General features: G+C 66.5%; 14 protein-coding genes. 11 read left to right on the forward strand and 3 right to left on the reverse strand.

Features of this window, described 5'->3' with window-relative positions; genetic code table 11:
- Positions 1-63 precede the first annotated feature (63 nt).
- From D7S86_RS24385 to ftsB, 7 genes are all read left to right on the forward strand, one after another.
- The gene (locus D7S86_RS24385) at positions 64-4,005 is read left to right on the forward strand and encodes a hypothetical protein (RefSeq protein WP_147432459.1); all 3,942 of its coding nucleotides are present in this window, start codon (positions 64-66) and stop codon (positions 4,003-4,005) included.
- Complete coding sequence (locus D7S86_RS24390; protein ID WP_121090298.1) at positions 4,005-6,497, forward strand: DNA internalization-related competence protein ComEC/Rec2; 2,493 nt, start codon at positions 4,005-4,007, stop codon at positions 6,495-6,497. Before D7S86_RS24385 ends, D7S86_RS24390 begins: the two co-directional genes overlap by 1 nt.
- A gap of 67 nt (positions 6,498-6,564) precedes the next feature.
- A complete protein-coding gene (locus tag D7S86_RS24395; protein WP_121090385.1) occupies positions 6,565-7,392 on the forward strand; it encodes an alpha/beta fold hydrolase in 828 nt (275 codons plus the stop codon).
- A gap of 226 nt (positions 7,393-7,618) precedes the next feature.
- Entirely contained in the window at positions 7,619-9,301 is a 1,683-nt protein-coding gene (locus D7S86_RS24400) for a CTP synthase (protein WP_121090300.1), read from the forward strand.
- Position 9,302: 1 nt separating this feature from the next.
- A complete protein-coding gene (gene kdsA, locus D7S86_RS24405; RefSeq protein ID WP_121090302.1) occupies positions 9,303-10,157 on the forward strand; it encodes a 3-deoxy-8-phosphooctulonate synthase in 855 nt (284 codons plus the stop codon).
- Between the two features lie 221 nt (positions 10,158-10,378).
- A complete protein-coding gene (eno, locus tag D7S86_RS24410; RefSeq protein WP_121090304.1) occupies positions 10,379-11,662 on the forward strand; it encodes a phosphopyruvate hydratase in 1,284 nt (427 codons plus the stop codon).
- An 89-nt stretch (positions 11,663-11,751) separates the two neighbouring features.
- On the forward strand, positions 11,752-12,225 hold the full coding sequence (gene ftsB, locus D7S86_RS24415; RefSeq protein ID WP_121090388.1) for a cell division protein FtsB: 474 nt from the start codon (positions 11,752-11,754) through the stop codon (positions 12,223-12,225).
- A 253-nt stretch (positions 12,226-12,478) separates the two neighbouring features.
- On the opposite strand, the gene D7S86_RS24420 is transcribed toward ftsB, so the two are convergent.
- The 3 genes from D7S86_RS24420 to D7S86_RS24430 all read right to left on the reverse strand — a co-directional run bounded on the left by D7S86_RS24420 (position 12,479) and on the right by D7S86_RS24430 (position 14,688).
- Entirely contained in the window at positions 12,479-12,994 is a 516-nt protein-coding gene (locus tag D7S86_RS24420; RefSeq protein ID WP_240648388.1) for a hypothetical protein, read from the reverse strand.
- A 104-nt stretch (positions 12,995-13,098) separates the two neighbouring features.
- Positions 13,099-14,040 carry an Hsp33 family molecular chaperone HslO gene (gene hslO, locus D7S86_RS24425; RefSeq protein ID WP_121090389.1) on the reverse strand — a complete coding sequence of 314 codons (942 nt, stop codon included), beginning with the start codon at positions 14,038-14,040 and terminating at the stop codon, positions 13,099-13,101.
- 123 nt (positions 14,041-14,163) lie between these two features.
- Positions 14,164-14,688: a gamma carbonic anhydrase family protein gene (locus D7S86_RS24430; RefSeq protein WP_121090308.1), complete on the reverse strand. Its 525-nt coding sequence runs from the start codon at positions 14,686-14,688 to the stop codon at positions 14,164-14,166.
- Positions 14,689-14,831: 143 nt separating this feature from the next.
- Between D7S86_RS24430 and D7S86_RS24435 the strand changes: the two genes are divergently transcribed.
- The 4 genes from D7S86_RS24435 (at position 14,832) to D7S86_RS24450 (ending at position 18,402) form a co-directional block, all read left to right on the forward strand.
- The gene (locus D7S86_RS24435; RefSeq protein WP_121090310.1) at positions 14,832-15,698 is read left to right on the forward strand and encodes a ferritin-like domain-containing protein; all 867 of its coding nucleotides are present in this window, start codon (positions 14,832-14,834) and stop codon (positions 15,696-15,698) included.
- 296 nt (positions 15,699-15,994) lie between these two features.
- A complete protein-coding gene (locus D7S86_RS24440; protein WP_121090311.1) occupies positions 15,995-16,879 on the forward strand; it encodes an alpha/beta fold hydrolase in 885 nt (294 codons plus the stop codon).
- A 41-nt stretch (positions 16,880-16,920) separates the two neighbouring features.
- Positions 16,921-17,754: a 3',5'-nucleoside bisphosphate phosphatase gene (locus D7S86_RS24445; RefSeq protein WP_121090313.1), complete on the forward strand. Its 834-nt coding sequence runs from the start codon at positions 16,921-16,923 to the stop codon at positions 17,752-17,754.
- A complete protein-coding gene (locus D7S86_RS24450; protein ID WP_121090315.1) occupies positions 17,755-18,402 on the forward strand; it encodes an L-threonylcarbamoyladenylate synthase in 648 nt (215 codons plus the stop codon).
- Positions 18,403-18,445 lie beyond the last annotated feature (43 nt).

Genomic DNA, 18,445 nt, shown 5'->3' on the forward strand with positions numbered 1-18,445 from the left:
CGCGTGCGTGCGCGCTGGCGTGCGGCAAGCGTGTCGATCGGCGATGCGTGGGAGGGACGAACGATGAGGCGAACAGCAGCGGCGTCAGGCGCCGCGCACACAAGCACCGGCGTCCATGGCCGCTATCCGGCGCAGGCGCTCGGCAAGACACATCGTCAGGCCCTCGCGCGATCCCGCGCGCGCCACGAACGCCGGACGGCGCGCGACGAGGACCGTGCGGCGCATAGGCTGGCCGAGGTGCTTGCGCGTCTCCACCATACGGCGCCGCGCGTGCCTGCATGGAGCTGGCCGGCGCCGTCGAACGCGACCGGCCGCGTCGTGGGCGCGCTCGTCGGTCTTTACGGCGCGACGGCTGGCTATGACTACAACCCGCTGCGTTTCGGTCCGGTCGGGGACACCGTCGAGCACGGCACGGTCGGCGCGTGGGGCGCTGTCGAACCGCGAGGGACGGCATGGACGGGCCCGCGCGATGCGACCGCCGAGCCGGGCGATGCCGCACAGGACGTCGTTGCCGTGCGCACGCTTGCCGACACGATGGTGGCGTCGTGGATTCGTCAGCGATGTGGCGCGATCGTCGAGCTCGCGCGTATTGCGAGCGGCGCGGCGTGGCGCCCGGAACAGAGCGTCCTGTCGCGCTTCATCCACGCGCCGTGCCGTGTCTATCTCGATGCGCGGGGGCGCGTGCGCACGCTCAAGAGTCTGACGGTCTCGGGCGAGTCCGGTGCGGCCGTCGAACTTGACCGCGTGAGAACGGATGGCTTCACGCCGCGCGCGCACAACGCGGCTCGCGCGACGCCATCGCCGGCCCGTCGCGAGACGGGCGACGGCGTCAACCGCACCCGCGTCGAGCGTCGAGATGCGCCGCGCGAATGGATCGCCGATGTGCAGTGGCCCGCGGTGGTCAACGCGACGAAACAGTTCAGAACCGTTTGCACATGCGTGCCCGTCGAGACGACGGCCGAGTTGTTCGCGCGGCTCGCGCGGAAGCTCGGCGAGTTTCTGCAGGGGCCATGCGGGGTCATTGTGCGGGATCTCTACGAGGGACGGACGAGCGGCGAGGCGCCGGCCGGCGCGCAACTTGGCTCGCGGATCTGCGACCTGGTCTATTCGCTGTCGCCATACGGATTTGAGGCGACGCTGATCGGTTATCTGGTCGAACTCACGACGAAGGTCTTGCGCAACGCGCCCTTGACGCGCGACGAGGCGATACGCGGCATCGAGCTGCTGTCATACCAGCGCGTGCCGAACGGCGAACTGCGCGTGGGGCGGCAGCAGATGGTCTGGACGTCGAAGGGGCTCAGCACGATCGAGCGCACGCGTAGCGCGGCCCACGTCGTCGACGATGCGGCCAGGATGGCGCCCGATTCCGCTCGCGTTCCCGATTTGCCGGTCGAGCATACGCCCGAGGGGTGGCGCATCGTGTCGATCCCCGACGCGTATCGCGTGTCCGGCGCCGAGCCCGATCTCGTCGACGACCCGTCGACGCTGCGGTTCACGTCGATGACCGCCGGTTATGTCCGGATCGACGACGCCGTCTACGAGGCGCGCCTCGACGGGCGCTCGACACGCTGGCACGTGGTGCCGCCCGAGGGCAAGCTGGGCGTGCGTATTCCGCTCGAATTCAATCCGGTTGAACGGCGTTGGGAAACGATGTCGCTGATCGGCGCCGGCGATGTGCCCTCGTTCGCCGAGCGCTATGCGGCGCGTGACGCCGAATTGCGCACGGGCGGCGGGCAGGACGATTATCTCGAATCGCATGCCGAGCTATACGATCCGGCGCTGCTGCCGGCCGATGCGGATGCGCTGACGCTCGAAGCGCTGATCGAGCATTTCGCAACGAACGACGGCGCGACGCCGGCGCAACTCGGGGTATTGCATCAATACATCGAGGTACGACGCTGGACCCAGATCAAGGACGCATATGGCCAGGCGATGAGAGACGTGGTCGATGCATCCTGGGCCTCACGGCTCGAGTATCTTCACGGCTTGCTGCGCGGCGACGTCAAAAGCGTCGAGGGGTTTCGGCACACCATGACGATCGCCGAACTGATGGGGCTTGCCGTGCATGGTCGGCTGACGCCTTATGAGGCCGGGGCGTGTTCGATGACGATCGCCGAGCGCATGGTGCGCGCCGAGACGCATATCGCGGCCGGGCGTCTGCTTGGCGCGCGCGACCGGATGTGGATCGGATCGCTACGCGCCGAGCGGATCGCGGTTCCCGGTCTGCCCGCGCATCCGATATACGAGGACCTGCTCACGCACTTCCTGCACGGCAAGCTGACCGATACCCAGCGTGGCGCATTGATGCCGCGCATCGATCGCGCGGCGGCGCGCGTGATCAATCGTTGGCGCACGCTCTTGGACCATATCGAACATCTGCGCGAGAACCTGAGCGTGCGCGCGCACGAGGATTTCGCCGACGGCTACGACCGCTTTGCGTCGCTGGTCGACGAGAACGAGCGGCTCGAATCGGGCATCGATCGTTTGCTCGATCTCGTCGACACGCATGCCGAAGATCCGACGATGCTGGGCGCGCTCACGCGTAGCGTCGAGCTGCACGAATCCGAACTGCGCGAGCTATTCGACGAGTACCTCGATGAACTCGCGCGTATCGAGGACGACTATGTGAAGTTTCTCGAAGGGTTTCACGGCGCCGAGCGCTATGAGCTGCCCTCGACGCCGAGCGGATCCGCGCTCGACCTTGCGGCGCTCTATTTTCACGAGACGTTGACGCCGCACGAGCGCGGCGCGCTTTATGCGCGTTTTCGCGAGTCGGATGCGCTCGACCGCATCGACGCGGTGCTCGCCGACGAGCGCGCACGCGGTCACGGCGCGGAAATCGACAGGGGCTACCGGCATCCCGAGCTCGTCGACATTTCCGCATTGGGCCCGCTGGATTCGTTGACGCGCGTGCTCGATCGCGTCGAAGGCAGACGCTTGAGTCCCGCGGAGTTCGGCCGCCTGAGCCGCGAAGCGGATGACATCGCGAGCGTCTGCCGGCAGGCTCGTGTCGACGCCTATCGGCATCGCATCGTGACGGGTTCCGAGTTCGACGCGTATATCGATGCGTATCTGAATCCCGACGACACGGACGCGGCCGGGTTGCCGAACATCGCCGACGTCACGCACGAGGCGCTGCTCGACATGTTCAGGCGCGACGGCACGGGGGCGCGCATGCGCGGCCGCATCGCGCGCGCGATTACGCAGCACGAGACCGAACAACGCGCGCGCGATCTGCTCGTGCTGCGTGCGCTCTACGCGGCAGTCACGGACGCGCACAAGATTGCATTTCCTCAGTCGCAGATCCCGACGATGCTGCATGGGCTCGTCGATGGCTCGTGCTTTCCGCTCTCCGCGGCGATGGGGGTGGCGATGCATGAGGGCAATGCGGCGATGCGGCGATTCATGACGCGCGTGAGTTCGATCGTGCCCGACGCGCACGCTGTGCCCGCCGGACAACGCGCACGCATGAGCGAGGAATCGCGCGACGTGCTGGGTGCGATGGCGACGCTCGCACTCGAGCAGCCGCGCTCGCCCGGGGCGCTCGACGCCGGCGAGTTCATCCCGATGCTCGAAGGCGCCGATTGGAGCGAGCTGTTTTCGCTGCTCGACGAAGCGCGCGAAGATCTGATTCGCGACGTCGCGGCGATGCCCGAAGCAAGCGTCGAGGACGTCAATCGGCGTGGCGCATCGACGTATCTGATCGAAACGGATCGTCACGCGATGCTCGTGCGTGTCGAGTATCGTCAGCGGGCTGCGCAGCGCATCCGGTATCGCGTCTATGAACCGAATTACGGCGTGTTGTCGTTCGACCAGCGGCAGGCGCTCGAGCATGTCCTGCGGCGCGTGTTCGAGAGCGATTACTACGTGAGTCACGTATTTGGTCATAACCGGCGCATCAATGTTTACGGCGTCGATCCGAACCGACTCGGCGAGCATCGCGTGTGGGGCGGCCGGACGGTCGCGGATCTGGCCGGCGCCGAGCCCTTCGTGCGGCTGAACTGATGCGGGTCGGCGTCTGCGCGTTTGCGTTCGGCGTTCTTGTGCTTCAGCAGTCGGCGCAGTTGCCGGACCGCGCGCACGGTGCCGCGCTCGGCATCGTCCTGTGTGTCCAACTCGGCGCGTGCGCTGTTTGGCGGTGGAGGGCGGCGACGTCGCGTGGACGCACGCGCCTGAGGCGCGGGTTTGAATGGGTGTGGATCGTATCGATCGGGATCGGGGTCGGCTATCTGTATGCGGGATGGCGCGCGCATCTGCGGCTCGATATCGCGCTGCCGGCTGCGGTCGAAGGTCGCGATCTCGGCGTCGAGGGCCGCGTGAGCGGGCTGCCTGTGCAAATGGGCGACGCCTGGCGGTTCGACTTCGATCTCTCGGAGATCGACGCGCCGCGCGGGATCGACGCGGCCGACATTGCGCGGATTCCGCGCCGGGTGTCGCTGACGTATCAGACCGAGCGAACCAAGCTGAGCGGCCGGAGAGACCCAATTGACCCGACCGACCGGATCGACCGGCTGCCGCCGATCTGGCCCGGCGAGCGTTGGCACATGACCGTGCGCTTGCGCCGGCCCCATCGACCGGTCAACTTCGACACGCCGTTTCCCGAAGCCGATCTGTTCGCGCGCAATATCCGGGCGACCGGCACCGTGCGCGAGCGGCCGGTGCCCGTGCGCGTGCCGTCTGCGCACGACGCGAGCACCCTGCGTATCGCGCTGGCGCGTCTGCGAGCCGATATCCGCGCACGCATCGAACACGCGCTCGGGAATGCCGCGCATGCGGGCATCGTGGTCGCCCTCGCGATCGGCGACGCATCGGGTGTCAGCGCCGACGATCAGCGCCGCTTCGCGCGCACGGGGACGCGTCATCTGATCGCGGTGTCCGGGCTCCATGTCTCACTCGTGGCGGGCGCGATCGCGGGGCTCGCGTCGCTCGCGTGGCGGCGGCTGTTCGGTTTGCGCGGCCGTGCGCCGCTTTGGTGGGCGACGCCACGCGTCGCGGCCGTGTGCGGCGGCAGCGCGGCGCTGGCATATGCGGCGCTCGCGGGATTCGGCGTGCCCGCCCTGCGTGCGTTCGTGATGTTCGCGACCGGCGCGGCGGCGACGCTGGCGGACCGTCGAACGACGTCGTCGATCGCGCTGTGCGCGGCGCTCGGCGGCGTCGTGCTGATCGATCCGTGGGCCGTGGTGTCCGTCGGATTCTGGCTCTCGTTCGGCGCGGTCGCCGCGATGCTGTGGTTCGGCGATGCGCGCCGCGTGCCGTCGCGCGACGACGGCATCCTGCGCACCGTCGCGTCGGGGCTGAGCTCGGCCGCGCGCGCCCAATGGGCCGTGACCATCGCGCTGGTGCCGCCGGCGCTCGCGTTTTTCTCGCAGATCCCGTTATTGGGTCCCGTCGCGAATGCGTTCGCGATTCCATGGGCGAGCTTCATCGTGACGCCCTTGACACTGATCGGCGTGATCGTACCCGCGCCGCTCGACGCCTATGCGTGGCGACTTGCGCACGCGGCGCTCGACGCGTTGATGACAGGCGCCGACTGGCTCGCTTCGCCGCGCTGGGCCGTGCTCGAACTGCGTGCGCCCGACGCCTGCGTACTGGCGCTCTCGATCGCCGGCGCGATCTGGATGCTCACGCCGCGCGGCTGGCCGATGCGCTGGGCCGGCTGGTGGCTCTGGTTGCCGCTCGCGTGGCCCGGCACGACGCGCCCGCCGCCCGGCGAATTCCGGGTTACCGTGCTCGACGTCGGGCAGGGCGCCGCGGCGTTCGTCGAGACGCATGCGCATGGGTTGCTGTTCGATACCGGGCCGAGCTATGGCGAGGCGGCCGACGCGGGCCAGGCGATCGTCGCACCCGCACTGAAGGCGCAGGGGGTGACGCGGCTCGATCGTCTCGTGATCAGCCACGCCGACGCCGATCATATCGGCGGCGCGGCGTCGGTCGCCGCGTCGATCGATGTCGAAGCGCTGCTCGCGAGCCTGCCCGGCGACGACACGCGCTGGCGTCTTGCGGGGCGGGCCGCGGCGTGCGCGGCCGGGCAGACGTGGAATTGGGACGGCGTCACATTCGAGATGCGCTGGCCGCCCGCCGACGCGCGCGTCGACGCCCATGCGCGCAATGCGACGAGTTGCGTGTTGCGCGTCTCGAATGCGGCGCTGGCCGTGCTGCTGCCCGGCGATATCGAAGCCGCGCAGGAGCGCGCGCTCGTGGCGGCCGCGCCTGGCGCGCTGCGCGCCGATCTGTTGCTCGCCCCGCACCATGGAAGCCGGACGTCGTCGACCGAGGCCTTCCTCGACGCCGTCGCGCCGCGCGATGTCGTATTTCAGGTAGGCTATCGCAACCGATTCGGACACCCGCATTCCGCGATCGTCGCGCGTTACGCGGCACACGGCGTGCGTCTGCATCGTAGCGATCGAGACGGGGCGGTGCGGGCGACGACATCGGCCGGCGTCATGACGATCGAACGTGCGCGTGAAACCCGGCATCGGTACTGGATGGACGATTGACGAGACGATTCACGCGCGGCGCGGTCGCGGTTCGACGCAGGTGCATCGACGAACGAGGAAGAGCGCATTGAAGGAAGTCATCCATTTCTCGCACGCGAACGGATTTCCGGCATCCGTCTACCGGACGATCTTTGCCGAATTGGCGGATCAGTACGACGTTCGCGCGGTCGAGACGATCGGGCACGATCCGCGATATCCCGTGACGCGCGACTGGCGGCACCTCGCCGACGAGCTGCTGGCTTCGGTCGACGCGGGGCTGCGGCCCGGCGAAGCGCCCCAGCCCGTCTGGCTCGTCGGCCATTCGCTGGGCGGCTATCTGAGTTTGCTGGCGGCGCTCAAGCGGCCGCATCGCGTGCGCGGCGTCGTCATGCTCGACTCGCCGATCATCGGCGGCTGGCGCGGCAACTTGCTGCGCGTGTTCCAGTGGACGGGCATCGACGAGCGGCTTTCGCCGGCCGCCGCGACCAAATCGCGGCGCACGCGCTGGGGGAGCCGGGATGAAGCCTGGCGTCATTTCCATTCGAAGCCGGCTTTCGCGCGATGGGACGAGCGCATGCTGGCCGACTATATCGACCACGGCACCGTCAAGGTCGACTCGGCCGGTACGCGCGAGCTTGTCTTCGATCGCGGCACCGAATACCGGATCTACCGGACGATTCCGCACACGATCGGTGCGCGCGTCGTCCACGGCGCGAGCGTGCCGGTCGGATTTCTCGCAGGCACGCGCTCGCGCGAGGTCCAGCAGGTGGGTCTCGACGCGACGCGGCGTGTCGTCGGCGACTACTTCGAATGGATCGAAGGCTCGCATCTGTTTCCGATGGAGCACCCGATCGACACCGCGCGCGCGATCCAGCGCATGCTCGTGAAGCTCGGCCGGCTCGAACTGGCCGCGTGATCGGCGCATACGGGCCGGCCGCGTCGCCGGGCGCGTACGGCCCGGTTGATCCGGTCGGCCGCGCGCCTCGCGCGGGGTGCACGGCGCACACGGTGCGGCCCGCAAACCCTTGATGCGCGGGCGGCGGCGGGGCGCGCGCCGATATCGGCGCGGGCGATTTCCAATCCCGATTCGCTCAGTAGGGTCAACACGGGTATAATTCCGCTTTCCCGCGAGCACCCCAGCGATGACCAAATATGTATTCGTCACCGGCGGCGTTGTTTCGTCCCTAGGTAAAGGGATTGCCGCCGCGTCACTTGCCGCGATTCTCGAATCGCGCGGCCTCAAAGTCACTCTTCTCAAACTCGATCCCTACATCAACGTCGACCCCGGCACGATGAGCCCTTTCCAGCATGGAGAGGTGTTCGTGACCGAAGACGGCGCGGAGACCGATCTCGACCTCGGCCACTACGAGCGCTTCATCAGCACGAAGATGCGCAAGGCCAATAACTTCACGACCGGTCAGATCTACGAGTCGGTGATTCGCAAGGAACGCCGCGGCGAATATCTGGGCAAGACCGTGCAGGTGATCCCGCACATCACGAACGAGATTCAGGCGTTCGTCGAGCGCGGCGCGCAGTCGGCGACGTCGGGCGAACCGGATGTGGCGATCGTCGAGATCGGCGGCACGGTCGGCGATATCGAATCGCTGCCGTTCCTCGAGGCCGCGCGGCAGATGAGCCTGCGCATGGGCCGCCATCACTGCTGCTTCGTGCATCTGACGCTCGTGCCGTACATCCACACGGCCGGCGAGCTCAAGACCAAGCCGACCCAGCACAGCGTGCAGAAGCTCCGTGAAATCGGGATTCTGCCGCACGCGCTGCTGTGCCGCGCCGATCGTCCGATTCCCGACGACGAGCGCGCGAAGATCTCGATGTTCTCGAATATCCCGAACGACGCCGTGATTTCGGTGTGGGACGTCGACAGCATCTACAAGATCCCGCAGATGCTGCACGACCAGGGTCTCGATTCGATCATCGTCGACGAACTCAAGCTGACGAACGCCGCGCCGGCCGATCTCTCGATGTGGTCGAGTCTCGTCGAGCGTCTCGAACATCCGACGTCGGAAGTCACGATCGGCATGGTCGGCAAGTACGTCGATCTCACCGAGTCGTACAAGTCGCTGATCGAAGCCCTGCGCCATGCGTCGATCCACACGGGTACGAAGGTCAACATCGAGTACATCGACTCGGAAGTCATCGAGTCGGACGGCCCCGCGTCGCTCGCGCACCTCGACGCCGTGCTCGTGCCGGGCGGCTTCGGCCGGCGCGGCACCGAAGGCAAGATCGCGGCGATCCGCTATGCGCGCGAATCGTCGATTCCGTACCTCGGCATCTGTCTCGGCATGCAGTTGGCCGTCATCGAGTTCGCGCGCGACGTCGCGGGACTCGCGGGCGCGAACAGCACGGAGTTCGACGCCGAGACGCAGCATCCGGTCGTCGCGCTGATCACCGAATGGTTCGATCGCGAGGGCAAGGTCGAGAAGCGCACCGAAACGTCGGATCTCGGCGGCACGATGCGTCTGGGCTCGCAACGCTGCCCGGTCAAGCCCGGCACGAAGGCGGCATCGATCTACGGCGTCGACGTCAACGAACGTCATCGTCACCGGTATGAAGTCAACAACCGGTTCGTGCCGCAGCTCGAAGCCGGCGGCATGGTCATCAGCGCACGGACGCCGACCGAGGATCTGCCCGAGATGATGGAGCTTCGCGAAGACGTCCATCCGTGGTTCGTCGGCGTGCAGTTCCACCCCGAGTTCACGTCGACGCCGCGCGACGGCCATCCGCTGTTCAAGGCGTACGTCGAGGCGGCTCGCGAATACAAGGCCACGCGCAAGCATGCGCGCGTGCCCCAGGTTTCGGGAGTCTGAGATGAAGCTGTGCGGATTCGAAGTGGGGATCGACAAGCCGATGTTCGTGATCGCGGGCACGTGCGTCGTCGAGTCGGAACAGATGACGATCGACGTCGCGGGCAAGCTCAAGGAGCTGTGCCGCGGCCTCAATATCCCGTTCATCTACAAGTCGTCGTATGACAAGGCGAACCGGAGCTCGGGCAAGTCGTTCCGCGGGCTCGGCATGGACAAGGGCTTGCAGATCCTGGAGTCCGTCAAGAAGCAGCTCGACGTGCCCGTGCTGACCGACGTGCATTCGGTCGAAGAGATTCCCGAGGTCGCATCGGTCGTCGACGTGCTCCAGACGCCGGCCTTCCTGTGCCGCCAGACGGATTTCATCCATGCGTGCGCGCGCTCGGGCAAGCCCGTCAACATCAAGAAGGGCCAGTTCCTCGCGCCGCACGACATGCGCAACGTGATCGACAAGGCGCGTGACGCCGCGCGCGAAGCGGGGCTCTCCGACGATCGCTTCCTCGCGTGCGAGCGCGGCGCATCGTTCGGCTACAACAACCTGATCTCGGATATGCGCTCGCTCGCGATCATGCGCGAGACCGGCGCGCCGGTCGTGTTCGACGCGACGCATTCGGTCCAGTTGCCGGGCGGGCAGGGCACGAGTTCGGGCGGCCAGCGCGAGTTTGTGCCCGTGCTCGCGCGCGCGGCCGTGGCGGTCGGCGTCGCGGGGGTGTTCATGGAGACGCACCCGGATCCGTCGAAGGCCCTGTCCGATGGGCCGAATGCCGTGCCGCTCGCGCGCATGGGAGAATTGCTGCTCACGTTGTCGACGCTTGACGAAGCGGTCAAGCGCGGTCCGCTGCTCGAAGACCATTTCAACTAGTAGGCGAGCGCGGGCTGTCACACGCTCGCGTCAGAATGCAGGACGATCGCACCGCGCGGAGACGTCGGCGGTGCGAGCCCGCGTAGCAGGGTGAAGGCCCGTGCGGCGCGCATGCCCGGGCGCGGCGCGGCCACAAGCCGCACGGGCGCGACGGCACGCGGCCGCGGAGGCGGTCACGTGAATTCAAAAAGTAGAATTGAGCGACATATTCTGAGGACGCTATGAGTGCAATCGTTGACATCATCGGCCGCGAGATCTTGGACTCGCGCGGCAACCCCACCGTCGAATGTGATGTGCTGCTCGAATCGGGCACGATGGGCCGCGCAGCGGTGCCGTCGGGCGCATCGACGGGTTCGCGCGAAGCCATCGAACTGCGCGACGGCGAAGCGGGCCGCTACAGCGGCAAGGGCGTGCTGAAGGCCGTCGAGCATATCAACACGGAAATCTCCGAAGCGATCATGGGCCTTGACGCATCGGAGCAGGCGTTCCTCGACAAGACCCTGATCGAACTCGACGGAACCGAGAACAAGTCGCGTCTCGGCGCGAACGCGATGCTCGCGGTCTCGATGGCGGTCGCGAAGGCTGCGGCCGACGAAGCCGGTCTGCCGCTCTATCGTTACTTCGGCGGTTCGGGCGCGATGCAACTGCCGGTGCCGATGATGAACATCGTCAACGGCGGCGCGCACGCGAACAACAGCCTCGATATTCAAGAGTTCATGATTGTGCCGGTCGGCCAGTCGAGCTTCCGTGAAGCGCTGCGCTGCGGCGCCGAAGTGTTCCATGCGCTCAAGAAGATCCTCGCGGACAAGGGCATGAGCACGGCAGTCGGCGACGAAGGCGGTTTCGCGCCGAACTTCGCGAGCAACGACGAGTGCCTGTCGACCGTGATCCAGGCGATCGAGAAGGCCGGCTATCGCGCGGGCGAAGACGTGCTGCTCGCGCTCGATTGCGCGGCGAGCGAGTTCTACAAGGACGGCAAGTACGTGCTGTCGGGTGAAGGTCTGCAACTGTCGTCGACCGAATTCGCCGACTATCTCGCGACGCTCGCCGACAAGTTCCCGATCGTGTCGATCGAGGACGGCATGCACGAAGCCGACTGGGAAGGCTGGAAGACGCTGACCGACAAGCTCGGCAACAAGATCCAGCTCGTCGGCGACGATCTGTTCGTGACGAACACGAAGATCCTGAAGGAAGGCATCGACAAGGGCATCGCGAACTCGATCCTGATCAAGATCAACCAGATCGGCACGCTGACCGAAACGTTCGCGGCGATCGAGATGGCCAAGCGCGCGGGCTACACGGCTGTCGTCTCGCATCGTTCGGGCGAAACCGAGGATTCGACGATCGCCGATATCGCGGTCGGCCTCAACGCCGGCCAGATCAAGACGGGTTCGCTCTCGCGCAGCGACCGGATCTCGAAGTACAACCAGTTGCTGCGCATCGAAGAAGATCTCGGCGATATCGCGTCGTATCCGGGCCGTTCGGCCTTCTATAACCTGCGGTAAGCTTCGCAGGACGCGCGTCCATGTCGTCGCGCACGCAATCTCATATGCCGCCGGCGCTTGCGTCGGCGGCATTGGCTTATCCAGAGTCTATGCGGCTTGTTACGGTAGTGTTGATTGCCTTGTTGGCGATGATTCAGTATCCGCTGTGGTATGGCCGCGGCGGATGGCTGCGTGTTCATGAGCTCGAGACGCAGCTCGCCGATCAGCTCAAGAAAAACGCCGATCTCAAGCAGCGCAACGACCGCCTCGCCGGTGAAGTCCAGGATCTCCAGACCGGCACGACGGCGCTCGAGGAGCGCGCGCGCTACGAGCTCGGCATGATTCGCGACAACGAGGTGTTCGTGCAGTTCGTCTCGCCGAACGAGCCGATCGTGCTGACGCCGAACGCGGTCGCGGGTCCCGAGACGTCGACGCGCGGCGTGGTTGCCGCAGCGCCGGTGCGTGTCGTGCCCGAGCCGCCGTCGCGCACCTTGCTCAACGAGAAAAAGAAAGCCGACAAGGCGGCCAAGGCCAAGGATGCGAAAGCCGCCAAGACGACGATGAAGACCGCCGCGTCCAAATAATCGAATCGGGCGGGATCTGCGTCGACGGTCATGGCCGCGGGCGTCGCGAATCGTCGATGGGCCGAATCGATATCGATTCGACACGGATTTTCAATGACGCTTACTCGACGTCACTGAAAATCAAGCGATGACTCAACATCGCCAGATCGCTGAAAATCGATCGAAAATCCGCAGCGGGCGATAAAAACGGACGACAAAACGGCGGAGCGAGGCGATGTTCGGCCGGTGTTCCGCGATCGATCGCCGATGCGGCTTACCATCCCCAGCCTGAACTGAATCCCACGCCGACGCTCCAGCGCGATCCGCCGCGCCAGCAGCAGCCGCGTCCGCCCCAATTGCTGTAATACCCGCCGACGACGACCGGCGATGCGTAATACGGGTAATACGCGGGCGAATAAGCGGGGTAATAGGACGAATAATAAGCAGGGTAATACGCGGGGTATGCGTATGACGGGGAATACCACGCGAGGCGCGCCGCGTCTTCGGCGGCCATTGATTGCGCCTGTTGCTGCTGAACCTGCCGGTCGATCGCCGCATATTGTGCACGCTCCGCGTCGCTGAGCGGCGGGACGGCGGTCGCGCCCGCGGGCGCATGCGGCGCCGCGTCGACGGATTGCGTCTGGACGGAGGCGTCTTGGACCGGCGCGGCGTACGCGTAGTTGTCGGGCAGGCGGCTGATGATGCTGGTCTGGCCCGGCGTGGGCGGCACGGCGCAGCCCGCGAGCGCCGCGGCCGCGCCGAGCGAGGCGGCGATCAGGGGAAGTCGCATACGGCGAAACGGTGTCGTGCTCATCGTCGGCGGTGAATCAGGGTTATCAGGTGGGCGGCGTCTCGCGCCGCCGCACCGCGCCGCCGTGTCGTGGCGCGGCGAATTCAGTGCGTGCGGCCCGAGGCCGGATTCATAGTTTCTGAGAGCGGGCCGGCAAGGAAAAGTTGCGCCGCGTCGACCGCATCGAATTCGTACCGCTGGTTACAGAATTCGCAGTGGATCTCGACGTGTCCGCGTTCGGCGAGGATCCCTTCGACCTCGTCGCGGCCGAGCATCTTGAGCATGCGGCCGACTTTGTCGCGCGAACAACTGCAGCGAAAACGCGCGCGCGCCGGCTCGAAACGGCGCAGATTTTCCTGCCAGAACAGCCGCTTCATCAGCGTTTCGGCGTCCGCATGGAGGAGTTCGTCGTGCGTGAGCGTCGCGCCGAGATGGCAGACGCGATCCCACGTGTCCGCATCGTGTTCGCCCGCGTGCGGGACGATCCCGCCGTCGCCCGGCAGCTTCTGCAGCAGCATGCCGGCGGCTTTCGTCTCGTCCGCCGCGAGCCACATGCGCGTCTCGAGCTGCTCGGAGTGATGCATGTACTTCTCGAGGATGTCGGACACCGACTGGAGCGGCGAACCATGGTCGTCGTTGAGCGGCACGACGCCCTGGTACGGCTGCTGTCCGGGCTTTTTGTCGGCCGGATCGAGCGTGATCGCGCAGCGTCCGCGTCCGCCCGCGTTGATCAGCGAGGCGAGCGTCGCATCGTCGTCGATCGTGCCGTCGAACTTCGCGGTCGCGCGCAGCGTGAGGTCGGAATTGCATTCGACGACGAGCATGCGGACCGGACCGTCGCCCATGATCTGGATGATCAGCGCGCCGTCGAACTTGAGGTTGGCCGACAGCAGGGCGGCGGCGGCCATCATCTGCCCGAGCACGGCGCGAATCGGCGCGGGGTAGTTGCGCCGCGTGAGCACCTCCTGCCAGGTGTTTTCCAGCAGGACGATTTCGCCGCGCACAGGCGCAGCGTTAAACATGAATTTCTGAAGCTGATCGTTCACCAAATTTACCTTCCTGTCGAATGAACCGGCGTTGTCGAGTCCGCGGCCGCGCGCGCGGCGGCGATCCCGCCGCGCCGGTCATTCAGTGCATGCGCCGCGCGCCGGAGGCGTCGCGGCGCGGGTTCAACCGACGCGCGTGAGGTCTGTCTTGAACGTCTGGCGACGTTCGACATAGACCCGCGCATTGCGCTGCAGTCGCGCGATGTCGTCTTCGTTGAGCGTGCGCACGACTTTGGCCGGCGCGCCGAGAATCAGCGAGTTGTCCGGAAAGTGCTTGTTTTCGGTCACGACGGCGCCCGCGCCGACCAGACAGTTGCGGCCGATCACGGCGCCGTTCAAGACCACCGCCTGAATACCGATCAGGGCGCCCTCGCGGATCGTGCAGCCGTGGAGCATGGCCTGATGGCCGATCGTCACGTTCTGCTCGATGGTCAGCGGGAATCCGGGATCGGTGTGAAGCACCGCGCCTTCCTGCACGTTGCTGTTCTCGCCGACCGTGATCGGTTCGTTGTCGCCGCGAATGACGGCGCCGTACCAGACGCTCGTGTTTCTCGCGAGCACGGCTTTGCCGATGACCGTGGCGGTGTCCGCCACGAAGGCGGTTTCATCGATCGTCGGGGCGTGTTCGCCAAGCTTGTAGATTGCCACTGGTTCTCCCGTGTGCCGTCGCGCAACTTGATACGGTGCCTGCAACGTGCCTGCGCGCGTGATCGGCGTTCGCGAGGACGCGCGACGCGCGCGGCGGTTCGTCCGTCTCGTCCATCGTAAAGGCGTTATTGTATGCTCGGTCGATGGAATTCAATTTCGATGTGCTTTCGGGCGAACGATGCGCGCGTGCGCTCGCGCTCTCGGCCCTTGCCCTGTCCGACCCCGGTATGAAGGTCGACGCGACGCTCGCACTGCGCGAAGCCGCCGACGCGGGCCGCGTACGGATCGATTCCGTGCGCGTGCTGCACGACCTCGCGGACCTGCCGGACTTGCCCGGCCGTCCGTCGCGTCCCGAACTTGTCTTGCCGCGTCTGCTCGTCAAACGCTCGGTGCATACCGAGGTCGGGCGCGCGGTCTTGCTTCACGCACTCGCGCATATCGAGTTCAATGCGATCAATCTGGCGCTCGACGCCGTCTGGCGGTTCGCCGGCATGCCCGATGCGTACTACGCCGACTGGCTTCGCGTCGCGGCCGAGGAGGCCTACCACTTCAGTCTGATTCGCGCGCATCTCGCGTCGATGGGGTATGCGTACGGCGACTTCGCGGCGCACAACGGACTCTGGGAGATGGTCGAGAAGACGTGCGGCGACGTGCTGGCGCGCATGGCGCTCGTGCCGCGCACCCTTGAAGCGCGCGGCCTCGACGCGGCGCCGCCGATGCGCGCGAAGCTCGCGCAGGCCGGCGACGAGGTAGCGGCTCGGATTCTCGACATCATCCTGCGTGACGAAATCGGCCACGTCGCGGTCGGCAATCGTTGGTATCGGTATCTGTGCGCGCAGCGCGGCGCCGATCCGCATCTGACGTACGCGAAGCTCGCACGGCAGTTCAAGGCGCCCGATCTCAAGGGGCCGTTCAATGTCGACGCACGCCGGCTCGCGGGCTTCACCGATGTCGAGCTCGACGCCCTTGTACAGGCCGATGCGCAACGCGGAAGTGCGCAGGTCGAGTAGGGGGGCGATGCGCTCGAGTGGGAGGCGATCCAGGTTGGCCAAAGGGCAGGTTCGGTCGGGCAGGGATCGATCCGGTCGGAAAGGCGACAGGTTCGGTCGGCTGGCGGATCGATCCGAGCCGACTGGGGATGGGTTCGGTCGGTCAGAGGATGGATCCGCTCGGATAGAGGCGGGCACGGACTGGCGGAGCGGATCCGTTCGACGGTCGGCCTTGCCGATCCGGATGCCGAAAATGACCTCCCCCGATCGCGTCATGGCGTCTTATAATCGAACGATCATTCTTTTTTAACCTCGCGATGCACGCTTCCACCTCCGAATATGTTCAGACGCGCGGTCCGCGCATTCATGTCCGACGTTGGGGGCGTCCCGACGCTCCGAAGCTGTTCATGCTTCACGGCTGGATGGACGTGGCCGCCTCGTTTCAATTCATCGCCGACGAACTGGCCGACGACTGGCAGATCCTCGCGCCCGACGCGCGCGGCTTCGGGCTCAGCGATTGGCCGGTCCATCAGGCGGGTGGCGGCAACTACTGGTTCCCCGACTATCTCGTCGATCTCGAAGCCTTGCTCGATCATTACGCCCCGGGCGAATCGGTCAATCTGGTCGGACACAGCATGGGCGCGAACATCGTCTGCCTCTATGCGGGCGTGCGGCCCGAGCGCGTGAGGCGCGTCGTCGATCTCGAAGGGTTCGGTCTGCGCCAGTCCGCGCCGGGGCGCGCGGCCGTGCGCTATGCGCAGTGGCTCGACGACATCAAAACGCCGCCGTCGTTGCGCGATTACGCCGATCTCGACGCGGTGGCCGCGCGGCTCACGAAAACCAATCCGCGTTTGCGGCCCGACCGGGCGGCGTTTCTCGCCGCGCACTGGTCGCGGCCCACGGCCGAAGGGCGCCGCGAGCTGCTTGCCGACCCTGCTCACAAGCTGCGCGGGCCGATGCCCTATCTCGTCGATGAGGTCATGAGCATCTGGGCCAAGGTCGCGGCCCCCGTGCTGCACGTCGAGGCGCTCGATTCGCCGACGCTGACGTCGATCCGCGGCGATACGCCGCTCGACGCGTTCCGCGAGCGGTTCAGCGCGTTTCCGGATTGGCGCGAGGCGATCATCGAGCACGCGGGCCACATGCTCCATCACGATCAACCCGAACAGGTCGCGACGCTGATTCGCGATTTTTGCGCGTGAAGCAGGCGACGCGATATGGCGCAGCGCGGTAAAATCGCCGCATGATCAATGCCGACCTTCACTGCCATTCCACGTATTCCGACGGCGTCCTTGCGCCGGCGGACGTTGCACGCCGCGCGCTGGCAGGCGGCGTTTCCCTTTGGTCGATGACCGACCACGACGAAGTCGCGGGCCAGCGCGAGGCGCGCGCCGCGGCCGAATCGCTCGGTATGCGCTATGTCGAGGGTGTCGAGATCTCGGTGACCTGGGCCGATCGCACGATCCACGTCGTCGGCTTGGCGATCGACTCGACCCATCGGGCGCTCGTCGAGGGCCTCGCGGCCACGCGAGGCGGCCGTGACGGCCGCGGCAAGGTCATCGCGGACAAGCTCGCCGACGTCGGTATCGAGGGCGCCTACGAAGGCGCGCTCCAGTACGCCGCCAATCCGGCGCTGCTCTCGCGCACGCACTTCGCGCGCTTTCTCGTCGAACACGGCTACTGCGAATCGACCTCCGAGGTGTTCGCGCGTTATCTGGCCGAGGGTCGTCCTGGCTACGTGCCGCATCTCTGGGCGACGCTCGAAGACGCGATGGGCTGGATTCGCGGTGCGGGCGGCGTGCCCGTGATCGCCCACCCGGGGCGCTACAAATACTCGCAGCTCGAATTCGGCGCGCTGTTCGACGCGTTCCGCGATCTCGGCGGCGATGCGATCGAGGTCGTCACGGGCAGCCATACGCCCGACCAATGCCACGAGTATGCGGACGTCGCGCGCCGCTATGGCTTCCGGGCGTCGCGCGGGTCCGATTTTCATGCGCCGGGCGAGATCCGCACCGAGCTCGGCGCGCTGCCGATGTTGCCCAGCGACCTGACGCCTGTGTGGCGCGATTGGCAGTGAATGAGCCAATACTTCCGGATTCACGCGGATAACCCGCAGCAGCGTCTGATCAAGCAGGCAGCCCAGGTCGTGTCGGGCGGTGGCGTGATTGCGCTGCCGACCGATTCGAGCTATGCGCTCGCGTGCCGGCTCGACGACCGTTCGGCGGTCGAACGGCTGCGCCGGATTCGCGGCATCGACGAGCGTCAGCATCTCTCGCTGCTCGTGCGCGATTTGTCGGAGCTCGCGACCTTCGCGATGGTCGACAACCGGCAGTTCCGAATGATCCGTTCGGTGACGCCCGGTCCCTATGTGTTCGTGCTGCAGGCGACGAAGGAAGTGCCGCGCCGGCTTTCGCATCCGTCGCGCAAGACGATCGGTCTGCGTGTACCGGATCACGAGATCGTGCGTGCGTTGATCGCCGAGCTCGGCGAACCGCTGATCGCCTCGACGCTGATCCTGCCGCCCGACGACGAGCCGCTCAACGACCCCGAAGAGATTCGCGAACGCCTCGAAAAGCAGATCGACCTCGTGATCGACGGGGGCGCGTGCCCGCGCGAACCGTCGACGGTCATCGATCTGACGGGCGCGACACCCGAGTTGATCCGGCTCGGGCGCGGGCCGCTCGAACCGTTCGGCCTCGACGCCCCGGCGCACTCCGATATCTGAGGTCGCTGCGCGCGCGGAGTCGATCCGAGTCGAGCCCCGATGT

The organism is Pararobbsia silviterrae (assembly GCF_003628125.1).
Classification (GTDB): domain Bacteria; phylum Pseudomonadota; class Gammaproteobacteria; order Burkholderiales; family Burkholderiaceae; genus Pararobbsia; species Pararobbsia silviterrae.